Origin of the sequence: Enterovibrio baiacu, from assembly GCF_004120195.1 — a bacterium.
Classification (GTDB): domain Bacteria; phylum Pseudomonadota; class Gammaproteobacteria; order Enterobacterales; family Vibrionaceae; genus Enterovibrio; species Enterovibrio baiacui.
This window is the reverse complement of record NZ_SCHN01000034.1, coordinates 1-20,876: the sequence shown is the minus strand read 5'-3', so window position 1 is coordinate 20,876 and position 20,876 is coordinate 1. Positions and strand designations below refer to the sequence as shown.

General features: G+C 48.2%; 12 protein-coding genes and 1 pseudogene. 6 read left to right on the top strand and 7 right to left on the bottom strand.

Annotated elements, in window-relative coordinates; genetic code table 11:
- Window positions 1–275, top strand: a pseudogene (locus EQP46_RS23765) (IS4 family transposase); the annotation flags it as partial.
- A gap of 81 nt (window positions 276–356) precedes the next feature.
- Here the strand turns inward: EQP46_RS23765 and EQP46_RS23760 are convergent.
- The 5 genes from EQP46_RS23760 to EQP46_RS23740 all read right to left on the bottom strand — a co-directional run bounded on the left by EQP46_RS23760 (window position 357) and on the right by EQP46_RS23740 (window position 5,631).
- The gene (locus EQP46_RS23760) at window positions 357–812 is read right to left on the bottom strand and encodes a GNAT family N-acetyltransferase (RefSeq protein ID WP_129495953.1); all 456 of its coding nucleotides are present in this window, start codon (window positions 810–812) and stop codon (window positions 357–359) included.
- Window positions 813–880: 68 nt separating this feature from the next.
- Window positions 881–1,567, bottom strand: a complete 687-nt coding sequence (locus EQP46_RS23755) for an SDR family oxidoreductase (protein ID WP_129495952.1) — start codon at window positions 1,565–1,567, stop codon at window positions 881–883.
- A 611-nt stretch (window positions 1,568–2,178) separates the two neighbouring features.
- The gene (gbdR, locus tag EQP46_RS23750) at window positions 2,179–3,222 is read right to left on the bottom strand and encodes a choline metabolism transcriptional regulator GbdR (RefSeq protein WP_240671793.1); all 1,044 of its coding nucleotides are present in this window, start codon (window positions 3,220–3,222) and stop codon (window positions 2,179–2,181) included.
- Between the two features lie 409 nt (window positions 3,223–3,631).
- A complete protein-coding gene (locus EQP46_RS23745; protein WP_129495951.1) occupies window positions 3,632–4,546 on the bottom strand; it encodes a pseudouridine-5'-phosphate glycosidase in 915 nt (304 codons plus the stop codon).
- The gene (locus tag EQP46_RS23740) at window positions 4,540–5,631 is read right to left on the bottom strand and encodes a PfkB family carbohydrate kinase (protein WP_129495950.1); all 1,092 of its coding nucleotides are present in this window, start codon (window positions 5,629–5,631) and stop codon (window positions 4,540–4,542) included. The genes EQP46_RS23745 and EQP46_RS23740 overlap by 7 nt, the downstream gene beginning before the upstream one ends.
- Window positions 5,632–5,899: 268 nt before the next feature.
- On the opposite strand from EQP46_RS23740, the gene EQP46_RS23735 reads away from it, so the two are divergent.
- From EQP46_RS23735 to EQP46_RS23720, 4 genes are read left to right on the top strand one after another with little or no spacing between them, the layout of a single operon-like run.
- Window positions 5,900–6,445 (top strand): formate dehydrogenase subunit gamma, encoded by a 546-nt coding sequence (locus tag EQP46_RS23735; protein ID WP_129495949.1) that lies wholly within the window; start codon window positions 5,900–5,902, stop codon window positions 6,443–6,445.
- A complete protein-coding gene (locus EQP46_RS23730; RefSeq protein ID WP_129495948.1) occupies window positions 6,442–8,040 on the top strand; it encodes a formate dehydrogenase beta subunit in 1,599 nt (532 codons plus the stop codon). The genes EQP46_RS23735 and EQP46_RS23730 overlap by 4 nt, the downstream gene beginning before the upstream one ends.
- 21 nt (window positions 8,041–8,061) lie before the next feature.
- On the top strand, window positions 8,062–10,935 hold the full coding sequence (gene fdhF / locus EQP46_RS23725) for a formate dehydrogenase subunit alpha (protein WP_129495947.1): 2,874 nt from the start codon (window positions 8,062–8,064) through the stop codon (window positions 10,933–10,935).
- Between the two features lie 35 nt (window positions 10,936–10,970).
- A complete protein-coding gene (locus EQP46_RS23720) occupies window positions 10,971–11,207 on the top strand; it encodes a formate dehydrogenase subunit delta (protein ID WP_129495946.1) in 237 nt (78 codons plus the stop codon).
- A gap of 98 nt (window positions 11,208–11,305) precedes the next feature.
- On the opposite strand, the gene EQP46_RS23715 is transcribed toward EQP46_RS23720, so the two are convergent.
- Window positions 11,306–12,871, bottom strand: a complete 1,566-nt coding sequence (locus EQP46_RS23715; RefSeq protein WP_129495945.1) for a glycoside hydrolase family 16 protein — start codon at window positions 12,869–12,871, stop codon at window positions 11,306–11,308.
- 113 nt (window positions 12,872–12,984) lie between these two features.
- Window positions 12,985–14,379 carry a carbohydrate porin gene (locus tag EQP46_RS23710; protein ID WP_129495944.1) on the bottom strand — a complete coding sequence of 465 codons (1,395 nt, stop codon included), beginning with the start codon at window positions 14,377–14,379 and terminating at the stop codon, window positions 12,985–12,987.
- A gap of 676 nt (window positions 14,380–15,055) precedes the next feature.
- On the opposite strand from EQP46_RS23710, the gene EQP46_RS24355 reads away from it, so the two are divergent.
- A complete protein-coding gene (locus EQP46_RS24355; RefSeq protein ID WP_205685946.1) occupies window positions 15,056–20,476 on the top strand; it encodes a glycoside hydrolase family 17 protein in 5,421 nt (1,806 codons plus the stop codon).
- Window positions 20,477–20,876 lie beyond the last annotated feature (400 nt).

Genomic DNA, 20,876 nt, shown 5'->3' with positions numbered 1-20,876 from the left:
ACCGAACGCGTTGTATCAAGCGCCTCAACGTCTTGTTATTGATTGCGCTGCTGGCAGAGCTACTCATGTGGTGGAATGGCCTCATTGCAACAAAAGCGAAATGGCAATACGACTTTCAAGCCAACACCATTAAACATCGTCGCGTTCTCTCCATTCCTCGTTTAGGTAGAGAGGTGAGAAACCACCGACGATATTGCATCAATGAACAGCAATATCAGTGGGCTATGCTCGAGTATCAGAGGCTGACACATTCTTCTGGGTTGGGAGAATTATGAGGGGATCCTTCAGAGTTTTGGGTTAGATAATAGTAGGGCCATTTTAATTAATGGCCCTTTTTTGCGTTTTTTATTTTCATGCTATTTTATTTTTAGATGCATGTTTATATGTTCAACACCCGTTCTTTTCGATAAATAGACGTCGCCGGAAACAACAAACCCAACAGAAGTGTAAAGACGGATAGCATGTAGCCTTGCACTCAGCGTGACATGCGTGGCTGACCGTACTCTCAAGTATTGAATGGCTTCGGTAACAAGCCGACGTCCTAGTCCTTTTCCTTGGTGTTTTGGTGTCACGACCATTTGTGACAATTGGAAATGTTTGTCAGATGCTTCTGTGAGGCGCAAATAAGCCAACAGCGCGCCGTCTTGTGTGAGGGCGAGATGTGTGCTGGGCGTTTCATTGTCATCAAAAAGCACGTCCCGTGGAAGATTCGCGGGCTCGAAGAACAAGTTGAACCTTAGATCTAAGGCTTCTTGATAGAGTGACTCGTCGCGATTGAGAATCACAAATTCAACATCACTGTTAACTCGCATTTATGCTTCCTTTCTTTCTCTGTCCGTAAACGATACGGTTCGTTTTTCCTATACAGGGTAGAAGTTATTCACCAGACGTGCTCTTTGCCTTCCCACGTATAGAACTTGCCGCTATCTTCCATGGTTAAGCGACGAGCCAGTGCAAGGATACCAGAGGCACTTTGCTCTGCGGTAATATCTGCCTCGCTGCCGCCCATGTCCGTTTTCACCCAACCCGGATGAACAGGGCAGACAACAATCTGCTGTGCCTTCAATTCGAGCGATAATAACTGCATGACTTTATTGACGGCTGCTTTAGAGCTCCTGTAAGCGATCATGCCTGTTGATTCTCTATGTAATGCGCCCATTTGGCTGGAAACGGTTACAACCCTCGGAGCGTCGCTCAACCGCAAATTATTGAGTAGTGCATTTGTCACCATTAACGGGGCGATAGTATTCACCTCAAATGTGTGTAGCCAACCTTGAGTATCCATGTCGTTATAGGATTGGTTATCAGGGCCGATAACGCCCGCGTTGTTGATGAGAACGTCTATGGGTTGGTTGACTAACAACGCAGGTAGGCGGGCGAGGTCGGTCTCGTTAGTCACATCAAGTTGCAACCAGGTAAGCCTGCCTCTCTCTTCCTGTGTCAGTGGCAGATCGGGAGTGGTGTCTCCGCGAAAAGTACACAATACGACATCGTTGTTTTGCAGGCTTTGCTTCACGAGTTCTAAGCCGATACCCCTGTTACCACCCGTGATGAATAGTGTTTGCATATTTAGCTCCTATCTGTGTCTTTATAAATAGGCACGGCATGTTACAGCCTAGTGATCATTTGATGTTAGTAACTTTCACATTTACGACACGCATTGGCAACGCTTACACCAATTTTCTCCAAATAAATTCAATGCATTATGACCAAAAAATAAAGTTACCCACAGAAACGGTGGATAACCCTTTGGGTAACGTTGGATTAATACAAATGTCATTTTGAATAAGGCCATCGAGTGCTTTTACTGGGCGGCTTTAGCACAATTGCCTAAAACATGATTCGCCTTATTTTGGAGGCAAAAACGCGCGAGATAGGCCGCACATTTGAAGCCTACTTACATCAAAAAGGGATGAATTTACATCCAGCTTTATTGGCAAGAAAACGGTAGAGGACAATAAAGAAAATGAGATGGTTAAATAATGTACAGGTTTGGCGGGCTTGGCTAAGAAACCCTGAAGAAGTAAAGAGGCGATCTTAGTGACGAAGCGCATATGTTGCCGTGTGAAGAAACGCCAAAGAAACGTGGGATATGAAGAATCAAACAAAAAAACGCCCTCATGGGAGTCTGAGGGCGTTTACTTTGTGTCTGGATCTGCGGTTTGGTAAAGCGCCGGATTAAATCGCGATCTGCTCTTTAGTTTCTTCTTCTGATGCGAAGAGTTCGCGCTTGGTTTGCTGCTGCGCCGTTTTTTGGCTCAGCCCCAAACGTTCTTCTCTTGGCGGAATACCAAAGTAATCTCGGTAACATTTACTAAAGTGTGGGGTGGAAACAAACCCGCAGGCGATCGAAATTTCGATGACGGACAGGTTGGTCTGCGTGAGCAATTGCCTTGCGCGGCTTAGCCTCAAATGCAAATAATAGCGAGAAGGTGAGCATTGAAGATGGCGCTGGAAGAGGCGCTCAAGCTGACGGCGAGACAATTCCACAAGCCCTGCAAGTTCATCAATACAGAAAGGCTCCTCAAGGTTCGCTTCCATCAGAGAAACCGTTTCCAGCAATTTGGGTTGCGCAGTGCCAATGAGATTACGCAGCGGGACTTTCTGCACATCTTCTGTGTTTCGCACGCGTTCGCACACGAACATTTCTGAGATGGCAGCACTCAGTTTGTTTCCATGTTCTCGGGTGACCATGGTCAGCATCATGTCCATTGGCGCGGTGCCGCCGGCGCTTGTCATGCGGTCATCGCTGATCGTGAAAAGTTTGTTACTGATACGAACGGTGGGAAAGGCTTCTTGCAATCCGGCGAGGTTTTCCCAGTGCACGGAACAGGCTTTATCGTGCATCACACCCGCTTTTGCGAGGACGTAACTGCCCGTGCAGATTGCACCGATTTTAAGGTGCTTTCTGTCTTGTTGTGCAATCCAACTGAGCAACTTCGGGGAACAGTTTTCGTGGACATCAATACCGCCACAAATGATGACAACGTCAAGATCCATCGTGTTGGGGATTTTATCGTCGACATTAATGGCGAGTGAATCACTGGCTGATACCGCTTCGCCGTCTTCACTGAACGTGTACCAACGGTACAGGGTTTCACCTGAGAGTTGGTTCGCCATTCGTAACACTTCGATTGCTGACGCCATCGCAATCATGGTGAAGCGTTGGCAGAGGAAAAATCCAATTTTCACTGGTTGGCGTAGTGATGATACTGATCCCATCGTAAATCCCTTCTATCTCTTTGCACTGCTCAATTATTTTATTGATATCAAGGTTGAAATGATTACAACACGTAGAGAATCGCATTCGACAGAAAAACGGCATCTCTTCTCTGCATATACCAATGTTAATAAAAAGTAAATGCCGCTATCTTGCTTAAAGGGAAATTGACGTGAAAAAGGTGTGTGAATAGCGTTTAGGGCGCGCTCGTATCATAAATGAAGCAAGCCATTGAGGATGTTGAGTTGTTACAAGTCGTTAACAATGTTTAGTGCTGTAAAGAAAAAGCCGGTGTTTTTTCGGTGTGGCTGACGTGCTAGAAAGTGTTAGTGATTCAACGTGTGGGCATAAGGATTTAAAAAAGGTGCGGCACTGAAAGTTAAACGCGTGCCGCACTCGGATAGTTAAGCATTAACTGCAGTAAGCAACTGCAATCTTCGACGCGAGTTCCGCATTGTTTAAAACTAATGCGATGTTGGCTTTTAAACTCTCGCCCTGTGTTTTTTCGGCCACTTTCGCGAGCAAGAACGGGGTAGATGCCTTACCTTTAATGCCTTGTGCATCCATTTCTTCAATCGCGCTTTGAATGACATTATCAATGTCTTCGTTCGCCATGGCATGCGCTGTAGGGATAGGGTTGGCAATGATGGCGCCGCCAGCCAAAGACATCGCCCGTTTTGCTTTTAAGGCGTCGGCAATTTGCTGCGGTGTGTCGAGGCGGTAATCCACATTAAAGGCGCTTTCTCTGCTGTAAAATGCAGGCAATGTGTTGGTTTGGTATCCCACCACGGGAACACCCTTGGTTTCGAGATATTCCAAGGTCAGACCAAGATCAAGAATGGATTTGATGCCTGCGCAGACCACTGCAACGTTGGTTTGAGCCAGTTCCTCTAAATCTGCAGAGATGTCCAAGCTGGTTTCTGCGCCGCGATGCACACCGCCGATACCGCCCGTGGCAAACACACGAATACCTGCCATGTCGGCCAAAATCATGGTTGAAGCCACTGTTGTTGCGCCATCCCCTTTGGTGGCAATAATAAATGGAATGTCGCGTCGGCTGGTTTTCATGGCCTTCTGGCCTTGCTGGCCAAGATAGGTGATTTCTTCTTCAGAGAGACCGACTTTGAGGCGCCCCTTCAAGATGGCGATGGTGGCGGGTATGGCGCCGCTATCTCGTACTTTCTGCTCTACGCGCAGTGCGGTTTCGACATTCTGTGGGTAAGGCATGCCGTGAGAAATGATGGTGGATTCTAATGCCACCACAGGCTTTCCTTCTGCGATCGCGCGTTCGATATCAGGATGAATATCGAGATAAGGGTTTAACATGGCACGTCCTCTATGCGTTGTTGAACCAATAATTCATTGATATTGGGGTTGATGGTGTTGGCATGTTCTAGGGCGATGGCTGCACAGCCCGATGCAAAATGGCACGCGTCGACGTCTGAAAGTCCGCCGAGTTGGCTATGAACAAGGCCTGCTAAAAATGCATCGCCCGCGCCATTGGCGTTAACAACACTGACGGGCAGTGGACGCATGAGTTTTTCGTCGTACTCGGTACGGTACAAAACACCGTCTGCACCCATGGTTAAAAACAGCCTTTTTACGCCATGCTGAATAAACCACTCTGCGATGTCATCAATGTCTGATTCCGATTCAAGCGGCAGGCCGGAAATGGCTTGTGCCTCGATCAAGTTAGGTTTCATTGTGTGGATACGAGACAGGTAGGGCCTCGCTTTCGCAGCCTTCGCGGATGAGACAGAATCGAGATAAATGTGCTTGTCAGCGAATTTGCTGAAGATATACGCCAACGTGGTATCGGAAAGGTTGGTGTCCACAATGATCGCCGCTGCGTTTCGAATAAGCTCAACGTGCTGCGTCAGCAATCCTACGTTTAGGTGCTCCAATATCGACATGTCAGACACGGCAGCCACCATGTCGCCCTGATTGTCGAGTAGCGACAAATAGGTGGACGTGGTTTGATTACTGATCTGATTCACGGCGCTGATGTTCACACCTGCCGTTTTGGTTTCTTTCAGAACTAAATCGCCGTAGGCGTCATCACCAACGACCGAAATTAGCCGTACATCTGTGCCAAGCCTCGCGAGGTTTTCTGCGATGTTTCTTCCTACACCGCCAGCCGAGCCTTTTACTTTACCTGGGTTTGAATCACGTTCGATGAATGCGGCATCCGGTTGGCCGAGAATATCCATGTTCATACCACCAATCACGACCACGTATTGCTGATTAGCGATGAAATACCCTTTCCCTCGTATGATGCCTTTCTTCGTCATGTTCATGATGTGAACGGCGACAGCTGAGCGACTGATATTGAGCAAATTCGCAATGGTTTGCTGCTGAATAAAAGGGTCGCTTTTTATCAGCTGCAATATTTCATCTTCACGTGATGTCATGGTTACCTCTACGACTCAGGATAAACAAACGTTTATTTGTTAAACAAGTGTTAGTTTTCGCGCTTTTGAGTTAATAGTCAATTACAAACAGACAGCAATCGACAGGAGTGTGAACAGCGCATTTTTTCGCTTGGTTTAGCAAGTGATTAGCGGCTGCTTACGTGTTCTGGCACGTCGCAACTCGACCATCAGGCGTCTCAATTCGCCAACAGGGGGGGAAGTAAATCGCACTACACTTAGACTATTGGTCTACTCGCAAGGAATGCAAATGGAAAAGGCGACACCTCCCACATCATCATGTGGTGCGTCGTTGGCGACCCCTCCGCTAACCGAATCTCAATGTCAGGTCGTGAATGAAGCATTGAATTTACTCAGCGCAACACCGGGTGCATTGTTGCCTGTGTTGCATCATATCCAAAAGGCGCTGCGCTTTGTGCCGGCTGCCGCTCTTCCTCAGATTGCTAGAACGTTGAACCAATCTGAGGCGGATGTTCACGGCACCATGAGCTTCTATCATGAGTTCCGAAACTCGCCACCTGGAGCAACCGTCATTCAGGTGTGTCGCGCAGAGTCCTGCCAATCCATGGGCTCTCGCGCACTCGAAGATTACGTGCGTTCACGGCTAGGCATCGACTTTCATCAAACCACACGTGATAACAACTTCACGCTTGAGCCGGTTTATTGCTTGGGAAATTGCATGAACTCGCCGTCGATTCGGGTGGAAGATGAAATCCACGGCGACATGAACCAAGCGCGTTTTGATGCGCTGGTGGAAGGGTGCTTAACCCAAGTGATCGAGGTGAAAGCACCATGACATTTAAAATCTATGTGCCCCTTGATACATCCGCGGTGTCCCTCGGTGCTGACAAAGTGGCGGCCAGAATAGAACACCTCGCTGCAATTGGCGTTGATGCGCTGTCAGTTATACGAACGGGATCGCGGGGCATGTTTTGGCTGGAGCCCATGGTAGAAATCGATTCACCGCAGGGGCGTGTCGCTTTTGGGCCAGTGACGGAAGATGATGTGGATGCGCTTATGGCATCGCGCTTTTTTGATATCGAAGGTTCAGGTAAGGGAAGCCAAGAACACGGTTTGTATCTTGGCCTCACAGAAGCGCTTCCTTGGTTGAAGAAGCAACAGCGACTCACCTTTGCGCGTGTAGGGGTTGTCGATCCTTTGGATGTGAATGATTACAAACGTCATGGCGGATTTGAAGGGTTGAAGAATGCCTTGGCAATGAACGCGCAAGAAATCTTGGATGCGGTGAAACAATCCGGATTACGAGGGCGTGGCGGTGCGGCTTTCCCGACGGGCATAAAATGGCAAACGGTCGCCGACCAGAAAGAAGGCCAAAAGTACGTGATCTGCAACGCCGATGAAGGCGATTCAGGTACGTTTGCTGACCGCATGCTGATGGAAGGTGATCCGTTCACCTTGATTGAAGGCATGATCATTTGTGCCATTTCCGTTGGTGCAACGCAAGGCTATGTCTACACACGCTCTGAATACCCGAAAGCTTGCGAGATTTTTACCAAGGCGATAGAGAAAGCCTATGAAGCGGGCTATCTCGGTCAGGACATTTGCGGTTCTGGCCATCATTTCGATCTTGAACTTCGCATGGGCGCAGGCGCGTACATTTGTGGCGAAGAAACATCCCTGATGGAAAGCCTTGAAGGCAAACGCGGCATAGTACGAAACAAGCCACCACTGCCAGCGATTGAAGGCTTGTTTGGTCGCCCCACGGTGATCAACAACGTGATTTCGTTAGCATCTGTCCCAACCATTTTGGCGAAGGGCGCCAGTTATTATGAAAACTTCGGGCAGGGCCGTTCACGCGGCACCATGCCGTTGCAATTGGCTGGAAACATCAAACGCGGTGGCTTGATTGAACTGGCGTTTGGTGTGTCGCTAAACGAACTGATGTATGACTTCGGGGGTGGCAGCAAGACAGGTCGTCCGCTAAAAGCCGCGCAATTGGGCGGGCCACTCGGGGCATATTTGCCGACATCCCAGTGGGATGTCGACATGGACTACGAAGCGTTGTCTTCTAAAGGTGCGATGCTCGGTCATGGCGGTATTGTGGCGTTTGATGATCAGGTCGACATGAGCCACATGGCGCGGTTCGCCATGGAATTCTGCGTGTTGGAATCGTGTGGGAAATGTACGCCTTGTCGCATTGGCGCGGTGCGTGGCGTGGAAGTGATTGACCAATTGGTAGAAGCCTCTGGCGATAAAAAGCTTGAGCGGCATGAATTGCTGCAAGATCTCTGCGACACCATGGAACTGGGTTCGATGTGCGCCATGGGCGGGATGACACCATATCCTGTGAAAAGCGCGCTCATGCATTTCCCCGAAGATTTTGGTCTCGCGGCCATTCATCACACCCACGCTGCGGGCAACGGCGAATAGCTTTCGCCAAGGAGTATTACAATGGTTGAGTTTTACATTCCCATTGATCAAGACCGAAAAGATTTTGGCACACCCAATGTCACCGGCGAAGATCTCAAGCAAATTACGTTGAACATTGATGGCTGGCCAATCACGGTTCCGGAAGGGACATCGGTGATGCGTGCGGCATCCATGCTGAACATTCAAATCCCGAAGTTATGCGCGACTGACAGCTTAGATGCGTTTGGATCGTGTCGCATGTGTGTGGTGGATATTGAAGGCATGCGCGGAAAACCCGCGTCTTGTACTACACCTGTGTCGGAAGGCATGAAGGTGACCACGCAAAATGCGGCACTGTCAAAGTTACGCCGTAACGTTATGGAGCTGTACATTTCCGACCACCCCCTTGATTGTTTAACCTGTGCGGTGAATGGCGATTGTGAATTGCAAGATGTCGCCGGTGCTGTTGGCCTGCGTGATGTCCGATATGGCTTCGAAGGTGAAAACCATCTCAAGATGGAAAAAGACACCTCAAACCCCTATTTCACCTTTGATAGCAGCAAATGTATTGTGTGCTCGCGCTGCGTACGTTCGTGCTCTGAGATCCAAGGCCAGTTTGCCTTGACGGTGGAAGGCCGTGGATTTGAATCCCGCATTGTGGCGGGCAGCAACAATTTCATGGATTCTGAATGTGTGTCTTGCGGTGCATGTGTTCAAGCATGTCCAACTGCCGCATTGACGGAAAACAGCGTGATTGAGCAGGGCACGCCGAGTCATTTTCGTGTCACGACCTGTGCCTATTGCGGCGTGGGTTGTTCGTTCAGAGCGGAGATGAAAGGCGACCAACTCGTGCGTATGGTGCCAAATAAAGATGGCAAAGCGAACCAAGGCCACTCCTGTGTGAAAGGGCGTTTTGCATTTGGCTATGCCACGCACAGCGATCGCATGCTTGACCCCATGATCCGAGATTCCATTGATCAACCTTGGCGCAAAGTGAGCTGGGAAGAGGCTATCGGCTTTGCTGCCAACCGTATTGATACATTACGCGACAAATACGGCGCGAATTCGCTTGGCGGGATCACCTCCTCACGTTGCACCAATGAAGAAACCTATTTAGTGCAGAAACTGGTTCGTGCAGGGTTTGGGACGAACAATGTCGATACCTGTGCGCGGGTTTGTCATTCCCCAACGGGCTACGGCTTGAAAACCACCTTGGGGGAATCCGCAGGCACACAGACCTTTGATTCGGTGCAAAAAGCCGACGTGGTGATCGTGATTGGCGCGAACCCCACTGACGGGCATCCTGTCTTTGCCTCGCAACTTAAACGTCGTCTTCGCAATGGTGCGAAGCTGATTGTAATTGATCCTCGTGAAATTGATTTGGTGAATGCGCCGCATGTGCGCGCCAAGTTCCATCTCCAACTTCGCCCCGGCACCAACGTTGCTGTGCTGAATGCATTGGCGCATGTGATTGTGTCGGAAGGCTTGGATGACAAAGCATTTATCGACGAGCGTTGTGATGCGGCGGAATTCGAAAAATGGCGCGCATTTATTGCCGACGAACATCATTCGCCAGAAGCAATGGAAAGTGAAACCGGCGTGCCAGCCATGCTGATCCGCGAAGCGGCACGGCTATATGGCAGTGCGAGCAACGGTGCCATTTATTATGGTCTTGGTGTGACGGAACACAGCCAAGGCAGCTCTGCTGTGATGGCCATTGCTAACCTTGCCATGGTGACAGGTAACATTGGCCGTGAAGGTGTCGGTGTAAATCCACTTCGTGGGCAAAACAACGTGCAAGGTAGCTGTGATATGGGATCGTTTCCCCATGAACTGCCGGGTTATCGTCATGTTTCCGATCCCGGCGTTCGTGCATTGTTTGAAGGTGAGTGGGGCGTAAAAATTGATGACGAACCCGGGCTTCGCATCCCGAACATGTTCGATGCTGCGATCGCAGGTCGATTCAAAGCCTTGTATGTGCAAGGGGAGGACATTGCGCAATCTGATCCGAATACGCAGCACGTGGAAGCCGCGCTCTCTTCACTTGAATGTTTGATTGTGCAAGACATCTTCTTAAATGAAACCGCGAAATTTGCACATGTATTTTTACCGGGTGCGACCTTCCTCGAGAAAGACGGCACTTTCACGAACGCTGAGCGCCGCATTTCCCCAGTAAGAAAAGTCATGGCACCTCTATCAGGAAAAGCAGATTGGGAAGCCACGATTGCACTGGCTAACGCGCTAGGGTGTGAAATGACCTATCAACATCCGTCAGAGATCATGGATGAAATTGCCAGGCTGACGCCGACATTCCACGGTGTGAGCTACGAAAAACTCGACAAACTCGGTTCTATCCAATGGCCATGTAACGATGACGCGCCAGAGGGAACACCCACGATGCACATTGATGCGTTTGTGAAAGGCAAAGGCAGTTTTGTGGTGACGGAGTATGTCGCATCGCAAGAGAAAGTGAACAAGCGTTTCCCATTGTTGCTGACCACGGGGCGGATCCTGAGCCAATATAACGTTGGCGCGCAAACGCGTAGAACGGAAAACTCGCGATGGCATGAGGAAGATGTGCTTGAGCTTCATCCATTAGATGCGGAAGATCGCGGCATTGTGGATGGCACACTGGTTCGAATTCGTAGTCGAGCGGGGGAAGTGACATTGCCTGCGCAAATCAGTCATCGCATGCAACCGGGCGTGGTTTACACCACCTTCCACCATCCGGTTTCAGGTACGAATGTGATCACCACGAACAACTCCGATTGGGCGACAAACTGTCCGGAGTATAAAGTCACCGCAGTACAGGTAATGGTGGCGGCAGATCAAGCGCAATGGCAAGAACGTTTTCGCGCGTTTGATGAAGAACAGCAAGCACACGTGTCGGCGGCTTATCAAGAAGATACAGACTGAATGTCACTCAATAAGAAAGAAGGAAGAGCCCAATAATGGATGGCGAAACACACAGAAATGAGCGGCTCTATGCCATGGCAAATCAGATTGCTGACAACCTCGCCCATGGGCGAAGTGAACAAGAAACGATTGACGAAGTGGCATCTCATATTCGTCGCTTTTGGTCGCGAGACATGAAAGACAGCTTGTTTGATGCTCTCGAATCGGGCGAACTCAATCCGCTCGCAGAAGAGGCTGCATCAAATTTAGCGAGGGAGTATCAGTTCAAGTAACGCTAAATCCCTAATCAGAAATAGCGCATTTCAAACCTTAAACGTACTCCAATAAAAAAGCGGCTGATTCAGCCGCTTTTTTCATGCCCAAAGGACGGTTACTTCTCGTATCGAACGTTATCGATGTAAAGCACCATTGGTCCCGTCGGCTCGATGATGAAGATGTTTTTCAGACCTTCTACATTGGCTTTCGCGCCAGGCACAAAACGGTTACCGCTATTGATCAGGTCAGCGAAGTTAATGCGCACTTCACGCCATTGACCAAGCGGTGGAATTTCTACATCTACGTCACTCGCGGCTGGCCAGCCACTGTCGACTTTCAGCATCAGACTCGCGTTTGGATCTTTCTCTTCAACCAAAAGGTCAAAGACGATTTCACCGCCGCTCATCCACTCGCCCATGTTGACTTCAGGTGATTCGAAGTAGAAGTTACCGATGTCGCCAGTCTTCTTAATCGCCAGAATGTCGCCACGGCCTTCTGCTTGTTTGGTTTCAACATACACCTTGAACTGCGGATCGTATTCTTTCGAGCGCAGGTGCTTGTCTAGGCTGTCGCCATAGAGCAAGAATTCAGGTCCTGTTGCGTAGTCTGGGCCTGGAATGATGATTTCAGGTGCAGGTGTACCTGCAACAAACATGGCATCGTCAGACACTGTCGCACAACCTTTGCCATTGACAGGATCTTTCGAACATTCGTAGACACGAACGTAGTCCACTTCCATGGTTTGCGGGAAGATGGAATCATCAATGCCACCTTCGTTGGCATTCGCCGCCCATGAACCACCAATCGCAAGGTTCAAGATCATGTGAAAACGCTGATTAAAGGGTGCGTCTTCTTCACCAGTAATGATCTTGCCGCCTTCTTTGTATTGGCTGTACCAACCATCAGAACGTTGTGTTGCGTAGTGAATATCATCGATATACCAACGCATCTCGTTCTTTTCCCACTCAATGGCATAGGTATGGAAGCCATCTGCAGGGTTCACGTGATCAGGGAGGTGATATTCTGCAGCAGTGCTCACGTTGTCAGGCCACTCACGACCGTAGTGCAACGTGCCGTGAATACGCGCTTCTTCTTTGCCCGGCTCTGCGCCTAGCTCGTCTGTCGGCGTTTTCAGGTTAACGGCTTCAACGATATCAATCTCGCCTGATGCTGCCCAACCACCATATACATAGTCTGTTGGAAGCATCCAAATCGCAGGCCAAGTACCTTGACCAAACGGAAGCTTCGCACGCACTTCAAAACGACCATACTGCCAATCGCCTTTGTTCATGGTTCTGAGGCGAGCGGAGGTGTAAGGCAGTGTCGCTTTATGACGGCTCTTCCCTTGAGGATCTGAGGGGCCGGTGAATTGGAAGTCACGTGCAACAATGTGCAGCTTGCCATCTTCTACAAACGAGTTAACCGGGCGATCTGTGTAGCACTGACGCTCAGCATTACCACCGCCGTAACAGTTTTCTTCGTGACTCCATTTGCTCTTATCAATGGCCGTACCACTGAATTCGTCGTTCCATACCAGCGTCCATGTTTTTGGTGCTTTAATCATTGGACCACTGGTATCAGGCCCTTGTGAAACAGGCTGATAGACTTTCGACGAACACCCAGCCACTGCAGCAACCACTGCAGTCGCTATCAGTGCGCGACGATAGGGGAAATTAGTCATTTTCGTATCCTTACAGGTCGAACTTTTGGCGCTCTATAAATACGCAATACATACAAACTTAAGATAGCTGCCGATTACTCAAAATGTTCGAGTAACTGGCATCACCCCATCTGTTACCAGTAGGCATCTGCCTGAATACCAAAGACGAAGTCATCCGATAGTTTTACATTTGGATCGGTTTCGTCACCCGTTGTCCAAGACAATGGAAGGTAAGTGGCAGTGAATCGAATTTCTGCGGTAGACAGTCCATCAGAAAGAACGAAAGTCGGTGCTACTGTGAACTTAGATTGGTGCCATGTGCCCCCATTCTGAGTGTTCTCGTAATAGCCTGTTTCGGTCTGGATGATGAAGTTATCTCTAACCGGGAAAATATTGCGCATCATGACGGAGACCCAATAGTTGTAGCCGCCATCCGCGCCTTCGTCATTAGTGCCTTCATCATTATATTGTGCTTGGATAGAAGGGAAGAATCCGATTCCGTCGCTGTTGGTGTAACCTCCCCAAAGTATGGCGCGCGCTGAGAGAGCATCTTCTTCGCGTTGAGTAACCAGATAGTAGGGGTCACCAAAATAATCGCCCCATTCACCAGTATGGTAGCCCTGAGTTAGTGAGCCTGGGCGAAGAGAGCCATAGTCTGTAATTGTTCCGCCAAGAAGGTTTCCTGACCCTAAGCCGCGACCTACTTGAGCAATAGCATAAGAAAAAGCATTACCTTTAAGGCCGAAAAAATCGAGCATATGGTAGATAGCGGTAGTGTCGTACCCAGTTTCTGCCCACTCTTTACCGTTTAGCCCCCAGTTGTCAGGCAAATACTTGTAGTTTGCTTGAACTGTCAATGCACCTAAAGTGTAGGAAGCATGGAATGTGTGCATTGAGTTGTTCTGGTTTTCGTAAATACTTGCTCTTTCAGCGTCTGAGACGTAACGCTCATTTTGGGATTGGATGATTTCATCTTCTGTTGAGGCTTTGTCTATGAAGTCCTCATACTCGCCATAACTAAGACTGATATTTCGCTCGCTGGAAATGTAAGCGAGATCCAAAAATGAATCGCCGATCTCAAGATCTTGGATACCGACACCGATACCTTCTAAGTCGGTATAAAAGAAGTCGGTCATGAAGACATAGTTTTCTTCTGCCAGCTTTCTTTTACCAGCCCACAAGGTGCCAGATGGTATAACACCATCCATCTCTAAATAACCAATGAGATCGTCAAACTCTGTATCACCCACACCGATGTGGATTCGGAGCTGCTGATCATCATTAATATTGGTTATCGTTGTGAAGCCGAAGTTACCATCATTGTCTGATTCGAGACCGAGACGTCCCAATAACTCCTTTTGACCACCAATATCTGCTTTCTTAAAATCATTTTCTTTACTGGCAAAAAAACCAGCGCGAAAGTAACCGTGAAATTCGACTTCGTCGATAATAGCAGCGTTAGCGGCAGGTATGCTTGATAGCACACCTGCAACAGCAAGCGCTGCGATCGACAATTTTGACTTTTTCATTTTGACTCCGTGAAGAGATCTTAAAGGTTGTCTCGCAAGAAAGCGCTTTCTTTCTGTGCATATAAAAACTCGAAAAATATACCAATATGACCTGACACCCAGAAAGGCACTTTGAAATAAATTCGAGGCTGACTAGCTTTTTAACTTTCGTTGTTGGTGATGGTAAACATCGATTCTTTAGATATTTCAAAGAAAGCGCTAGTCAACGTGACGTTAAAAAGGTCTGTCCTTAACTGCAATCAGTTACCGTAAAAACCTTTAACCAATTCACAATATATTTACATTTAGCCTTAATTTTTGGTCATAAAAGACACAATTACCGGCTCTGTCTCATATGTGGAGCGAAATTTAATGTGACGTCTCATAAGTGATTCCTGTTACAAAGGTGGCGCTTTCTTTTGTGAGTGTCCCTATTAATCGGAAGCATGAAATTAAATTTATGTTGTGTAGACCTATCTGTTAACAATATTTTTACACACTAAGCGATGGGTTTATCCATCTGCGGAATAATGTCAGCTCGCTGGCTTTATTTTTGAACATTGCTGAAAGCGCTTTCTTTTGGCTGTTAACGACACCCAACTCAAGCAAGTTTCTCCGTCTAACTGGAGAGTTCTGAATTCCATTATTTGCCCTTGTGCAAAATGGATATGACGTAGATTGAATTACGGACAATATGATGAAGAATATATTTGCGAAAATGCTGCTTATGTCTTCCGTCGCGCTAAGTGGGTGTGGCGGTGGCGATGATGAAACTGGTGGGTCACCTCCAGCTGGCACGCCTACGGGTAACAGTGTTTATACCGTTTATTATCAGGGTGTTTTGAACCCTGCTCTTAAAGGTATCGGCTTTGAAAATGAGGCTGCTTCAGAGAGTACTGGTGAGTTTGTTGCTACTGCTTTCATGAGCGCAGATTCTGAAAACCAAACGTTAATGGCTGAAGGCCCAACATCAACAAACGATTTTGTTGAAGCTGAGTGGGGCTGGGGTGCTGGCGTTATCGGAACAACAGATGCGAAATCCGGCTCTGCCAATCTGACTGGCTATGAAAACGGATATCTGAATTTCGACATCAAAGGTACAACAACTCAACCTGTTATTATTGGTTTCCAGACGGGTAAAGGTACTGATATCGAAGGGAATGAGTTGAATCAACGCCCGTCGAAAGAAGCGTCTACAACTCTCCAATCAACCACTAAGAGTGCGAACAGTCAGTCTGCTTCTCGCTCGATTGCAGCTCGAAATGTATCATCTGAATGGACCACTGTTAGGGTCCCAATGAGCGAGTTGATCGGCGATACCATTCTTGATCTTACAGACGTTTCAATGCCTCTTTTCGTTCGTACAGATGGCAGCGACGCAGTAATTGAACTGCGTTCGGTTTATTTTAGTACGTCAACGAACACAAACGTTGGTGAAGACATCGGCGTTGGTCAAACGGAAAACGAAGTGAATCCAGATTCAACAGTCACGCTTTACAGCGATGGCTCGTTGCATTACGGGCTACAGGCTAATGGTTGGGAAGAGACTTCTTTTCTTGGCAATAATTCTGAGCTCCAATCACTTGAGCTGACGACGCCTCCTGCGGCTGGTACGGCGAAAAGCTGGGGTTGGGGAGCTGGACTTTCGTTGGCTCAATCAGGTGCGGTTTCCCTAGTGGGTTTTGAAGACGGCTTCATGAACTTCGAAATCAAAGGCACGACAACTACTGACATCAACATTGGTTTCCAAACGGGCACGTTTACTGAAGAGGACAATCGTCCCCAGACAAACAACTCAGTGGTGTTTGGTCCAGGCGGCCGTTCATTGACTTCGGATTGGCAAACTATACAGATATCTGTATCTGAACTGATCGGCGACAAAATAATAGATCTTTCTGATGTTACATCTCCCCTTTACTTTAACTCGTCTACTACCGCAGATGGCGGTGTTATTGAAGTAAGAAATGCTTTCTTTAGTAAGTCGAAAGATGATGAAATTGGCGGAGATTTAACCGATAACGTTACTGACGGCGGCACTGATGGTGGCTCTGACGGTGGTACTGATGGCGGTAGCAGCAGTAGTGACTATGCCGTTGCGCCAGAAATCGAACCACAGCCCACTGCAACGGGCAACTTCCCAATTTCAACTGTCGCGGGCGGTGTTGCTTCAGGGCAGCCAGTGCTTGGTACTGCAGAGCTGACTGCAATCTCTTATGGTGCTTTCCGCACGGAAGAACGCTCTAATGCAACAGCCCCGAGTGTCGAAGAAATCAAAGAAGATTTGAAAATCATGCATGCAGCAGGTGTTCGTATGCTACGCACCTACAACACGCGTGATTTTGTTGATACTGAAAGGCTGCTCCAGGCAATTAGCGAGCTTCAACAGGAAGACGCCAGCTTCGAAATGAATGTGATGCTTGGTGTTTGGATTTCTGCTCTGAATGCGTTTTCTGATCTTGAGTTAGACAGTACTCAAGAACACGCTAACAACCAATTGGAAATGGATAAAGCGGTAGAGTTAGCTCAAACTTATACAAACATTATCAAAGTTATCGCAGTTGGTAATGAGGCGATGGTTGAGTGGTCTGAATACCGCATTGAGCCAAGATTCGTACTGAAGCATGTTAATGATCTTCAGGCACTTAAAGCTGACGGAACCATTGACAAAAATATCTGGATCACCACTTCTGAAAACTGGGCGGTGTGGGCTATTAATAATGGCTACTATCAAGCACATGAAGCAGACATCAAAGCACTGATTCAGGCTGTAGATTACGTGTCTGTCCATGTTTACCCGTTCCACGACACAATCCATGATAACGACTTCTGGCCTGTTCCAGAGTCAGAGCAGTCTCTTACTCGTCAAGAACAAGCTGATAAAGCCATGGAGCGCGCGTTCAATAAAGCGCTAACTCAGATCGACGCCGTTAAAGATAGCGTGATGGCCATTGACAGCACTAAACAGGTCCATATTGGGGAAACTGGCTGGTCTAGCGAGTCTACTGATGGTGCAGGTCTGGGCGGCACAGGCGCTGCTGGCGAGTACAACCAGAAGAAGTACTACGATGCAATGAGCCAATGGGCTGTTGATTACGGCGCGTCTGTATTCTTCTTCCAAGCATTTGATGAACCATGGAAAGGTGGTTGGGGAGAAGATAGAGATAAATCTGAAGGTCATTCTGAGAAACACTTTGGTTTGATCGATATTGACGGTAACGCGAAATATGCAATTTGGGATCTTGTAGATGAGGGCGTATTTGACGGAATTACTCGTGGTGGCAATCAGATCGTTAAGTCACACGGTGGTGTAGAACAAAACGTCATTGACGCGATTCGCGCCATTCCGTACGAAACGGGTTCTGATGATTCTGGTGCTGGATACGTCATATATACCGGTAAAGAAGCAGTCCACAACTTCAACGACATTCAGCTTTGGCCAAACGGCGAAGATACTAGCCTTGAAGATGTGAATGATGATACTTACAACCCGGTTAAGCAGCTTACTGCAACTATTGGTTGGGGGGCTGTAGCTTGGATTTTCAGCGATAACCCTGTTGACTTGACCGCATATACCCATGTTGAGTTCAAAGTTAAAACGGCCGCTTCTGATGTACAGGTAACTGTTATAAATCAAGATGGTGGGAAATCAGAAAACAAATATGGCACTGCAACGGGCTCTTCGCTTGCCAACGGTTGGGTTCAAATGAGCGTGCCAGTGCCTTCATACACTGACATGACAACATTTGCTCTGTCTCTTGTTGACCTTCCAGATACGGAAACACTACAAATTGCAGATATTGCATTTGTGAATAACGATAGCAATGGCGGAGACGACACTGCGCCAGAAACTGCTTATCTTTCGTACACAGGTCAGGCGAACAACTTCCCAGCTGATGATATTGAGTACTGGGAAGGTTTAAGTGTTGAAATTACAACAGATGGCGCGTTTGACGAGGTATTCAATGTCACCTCAAGTGAAAAATGGGAAGCATTAGCTTGGACGTTCAACAATAACCCTGCGGATATTACTTCGTACACAAATGCACAATTTAAAGTGCGTACGGATAACGATGCTATTGGGGTTGTGATCCAGAGCTTGTCGCAACCAGAGTCCAACAAAGACTACGCAGTTTCAAGTGGTGTAGCGCTTTCAGATGGTTGGGTACAAATGGAAGTGCCATTGCCTAATTACTCTGATATGAAGACGTTTGCATTTGCGTTTGCAGCTGAGAATGTCGGGTCTTTTGAAATTGCCGATGTAGCATTTGTTACTAAAGAAAGACCGGTTTCTCCGGAGACAGCGTATCTCTCGTACACTGGCCAAGCCACTAATCCTCCAGTCGATGCATTGCAATTCTGGGGAGCGCTTGATGGCGACTTGAAAGAAGGGGGTGTTTATGACCCTATCTTTGAGGTCACCTCTAATGAAAATTGGCAGGCTATCGCTTGGGTATACAACCTAAACCCAGTCGACATTACTTCCTACACCCATGCGCAGTTTAAGGTGCTGACAAGCGAAGCAGAGATTGGCGTATTGACACAAACCTTAAATCAAGAAGTGCAGGAGACTCTCTCGATCACTGACGGTGAAGCACTTTCTGATGGCTGGGTACAAATGGAAGTATCATTGCCTGAGTACAATCAAATGACAGCTTTTGCGTTGGTATTTGCTAAAGCGGGTTCTTTTGAAATTGCTGATGTTACTTTTGTAAATCAAGGCGCTGACGGTGGTACCGATGGTGGAACTGACGGTGGCACCGATGGTGGAACTGACGGGGGCACCGATGGTGGAACTGACGGCGGCACCGATGGTGGTACTGACGGCGGCACCGATGGTGGTACTGATGGCGGCACCGATGGTGGCACCGATGGTGGAACTGACGGCGGCACCGATGGTGGAACTGACGGCGGCACCGATGGTGGCACTGACGGCGGTTCAGCTAACAACGTGGTTTCAATCTTCAGCGATAACTTTGCAGATATCACTGTTAACGAGTGGGGCCCTTTCTGGGGAGACGCTTCTGCTCGTATCATCGATGGCACGTTGAATGACAACCCAGCAAAAGTGATCACGCTTGGTACAGGTCAAACATTTGGGGGTATTGATTTCTCAACGGCAGCATTTGACGCAACCGGTTACACAACTTTCCACATGCAATACAAAGTTGATGCTTTGTTAGCAGGGCAAGTGGTTAACATTAAGTTGTCTAATCATGATGGCGGTGCAGGAGAAACTAACGCAATCCAATACACCAGCGAACCTTCAAGCACTGACCTAGTAACGTTAGCAATTCCGCTAGAAGACTTTATAAGTGCAGATTCGAGCGGTTCTTTGTCAAGAAACGCTGTAGCACAAATCGTTATCTCAGCGGCGAGATCTGATATCAATGACCCAGTAGATATCTACCTAGATAACATCTATTTCAGCAACGGCAGTACCGATGGCGGCACTGACGGCGGCACTGACGGCGGCACCGATGGTGGAACTGACGGCGGCACCGATGGTGGCACTGACGGCGGCACCGATGGTGGCACTGACGGCGGCACCGATGGTGGCACTGACGGCGGCACCGATGGTGGCACTGACGGCGGCACCGATGGTGGTACTGACGGCGGTTCAACTAACAACGTGGTTTCAATCTTCAGCGATAACTTTGCAGATATCACTGTTAACGAGTGGGGCCCTTTCTGGGGAGACGCTTCTGCTCGTATCATCGATGGCACGTTGAATGACAACCCAGTAAAAGTGATCACGCTTGGTACAGGTCAAACATTTGGGGGTATTGATTTCTCAACGGCAGCATTTGACGCAACCGGTTACACAACTTTCCATATGCAATACAAAGTTGATGCTTTGTTAGCAGGGCAAGTGGTTAACATTAAGTTGTCTAATCATGATGGTGGTGCAGGAGAAACTAACGCAATCCAATACACCAGCGAACCTTCAAGCACTGACCTAGTAACGTTAGCAATTCCGCTAGAAGACTTTATAAGTGCAGATTCGAGCGGTTCTTTGTCAAGAAACGCTGTAGCACAAATCGTCATCTCAGCGGCGAGATCTGATATCAATGACCCAGTAGATATCTATCTAGATAATATGTATTTCAGTAAAGAATAAGGTTGATTGAATAAATCCACACAGCCTTAATAAGCAAAAAGGGGAGTCGATTGACTCCCCTTTTTTTGTAAAACTCAAATGACACAATCGATAAGTCTTAAAGGTCAAAAATCATGACTCGCGTCACGCTTTGGGGCCTTTTTTCATTTTTCCGCTCAGTTTTTTCCGCGTTTCTCTCCATATACCCCCGTCACCCAACTCAATGTAAAAGGAAGCACAACATGGCAGTCATCATCGGCGGCGCAGGACTTGGTCAATTTGATGTTCACGGACAAGGCAGCGTGGGGTCAGCCAGTGGGCTGTCCGTCAATGCCTTTACGGGCAATGTCGTGGCGGGCGGGGCAGACCAACGCCTCATCAGTCAAGGGTTGGACCTGTCGCTGGCGCGCACCTACAACAG

Bases quoted from the DNA above. Each gene is read 5' to 3' on its own strand.
- EQP46_RS23730 (WP_129495948.1), top strand. From the start codon at position 6,442: ATGACATTTAAAATCTATGTGCCCCTTGATACATCCGCGGTGTCCCTC.
- EQP46_RS23735 (WP_129495949.1), top strand. From the start codon at position 5,900: ATGGAAAAGGCGACACCTCCCACATCATCATGTGGTGCGTCGTTGGCG.
- gbdR (WP_240671793.1), bottom strand. From the start codon at position 3,222: ATGGGATCAGTATCATCACTACGCCAACCAGTGAAAATTGGATTTTTC.
- EQP46_RS23740 (WP_129495950.1), bottom strand. From the start codon at position 5,631: ATGACATCACGTGAAGATGAAATATTGCAGCTGATAAAAAGCGACCCT.
- EQP46_RS23710 (WP_129495944.1), bottom strand. From the start codon at position 14,379: ATGAAAAAGTCAAAATTGTCGATCGCAGCGCTTGCTGTTGCAGGTGTG.
- EQP46_RS23715 (WP_129495945.1), bottom strand. From the start codon at position 12,871: ATGACTAATTTCCCCTATCGTCGCGCACTGATAGCGACTGCAGTGGTT.
- EQP46_RS23760 (WP_129495953.1), bottom strand. From the start codon at position 812: ATGCGAGTTAACAGTGATGTTGAATTTGTGATTCTCAATCGCGACGAG.
- fdhF (WP_129495947.1), top strand. From the start codon at position 8,062: ATGGTTGAGTTTTACATTCCCATTGATCAAGACCGAAAAGATTTTGGC.
- EQP46_RS23745 (WP_129495951.1), bottom strand. From the start codon at position 4,546: ATGTTAAACCCTTATCTCGATATTCATCCTGATATCGAACGCGCGATC.
- EQP46_RS23755 (WP_129495952.1), bottom strand. From the start codon at position 1,567: ATGCAAACACTATTCATCACGGGTGGTAACAGGGGTATCGGCTTAGAA.
- EQP46_RS23720 (WP_129495946.1), top strand. From the start codon at position 10,971: ATGGATGGCGAAACACACAGAAATGAGCGGCTCTATGCCATGGCAAAT.
- EQP46_RS24355 (WP_205685946.1), top strand. From the start codon at position 15,056: ATGAAGAATATATTTGCGAAAATGCTGCTTATGTCTTCCGTCGCGCTA.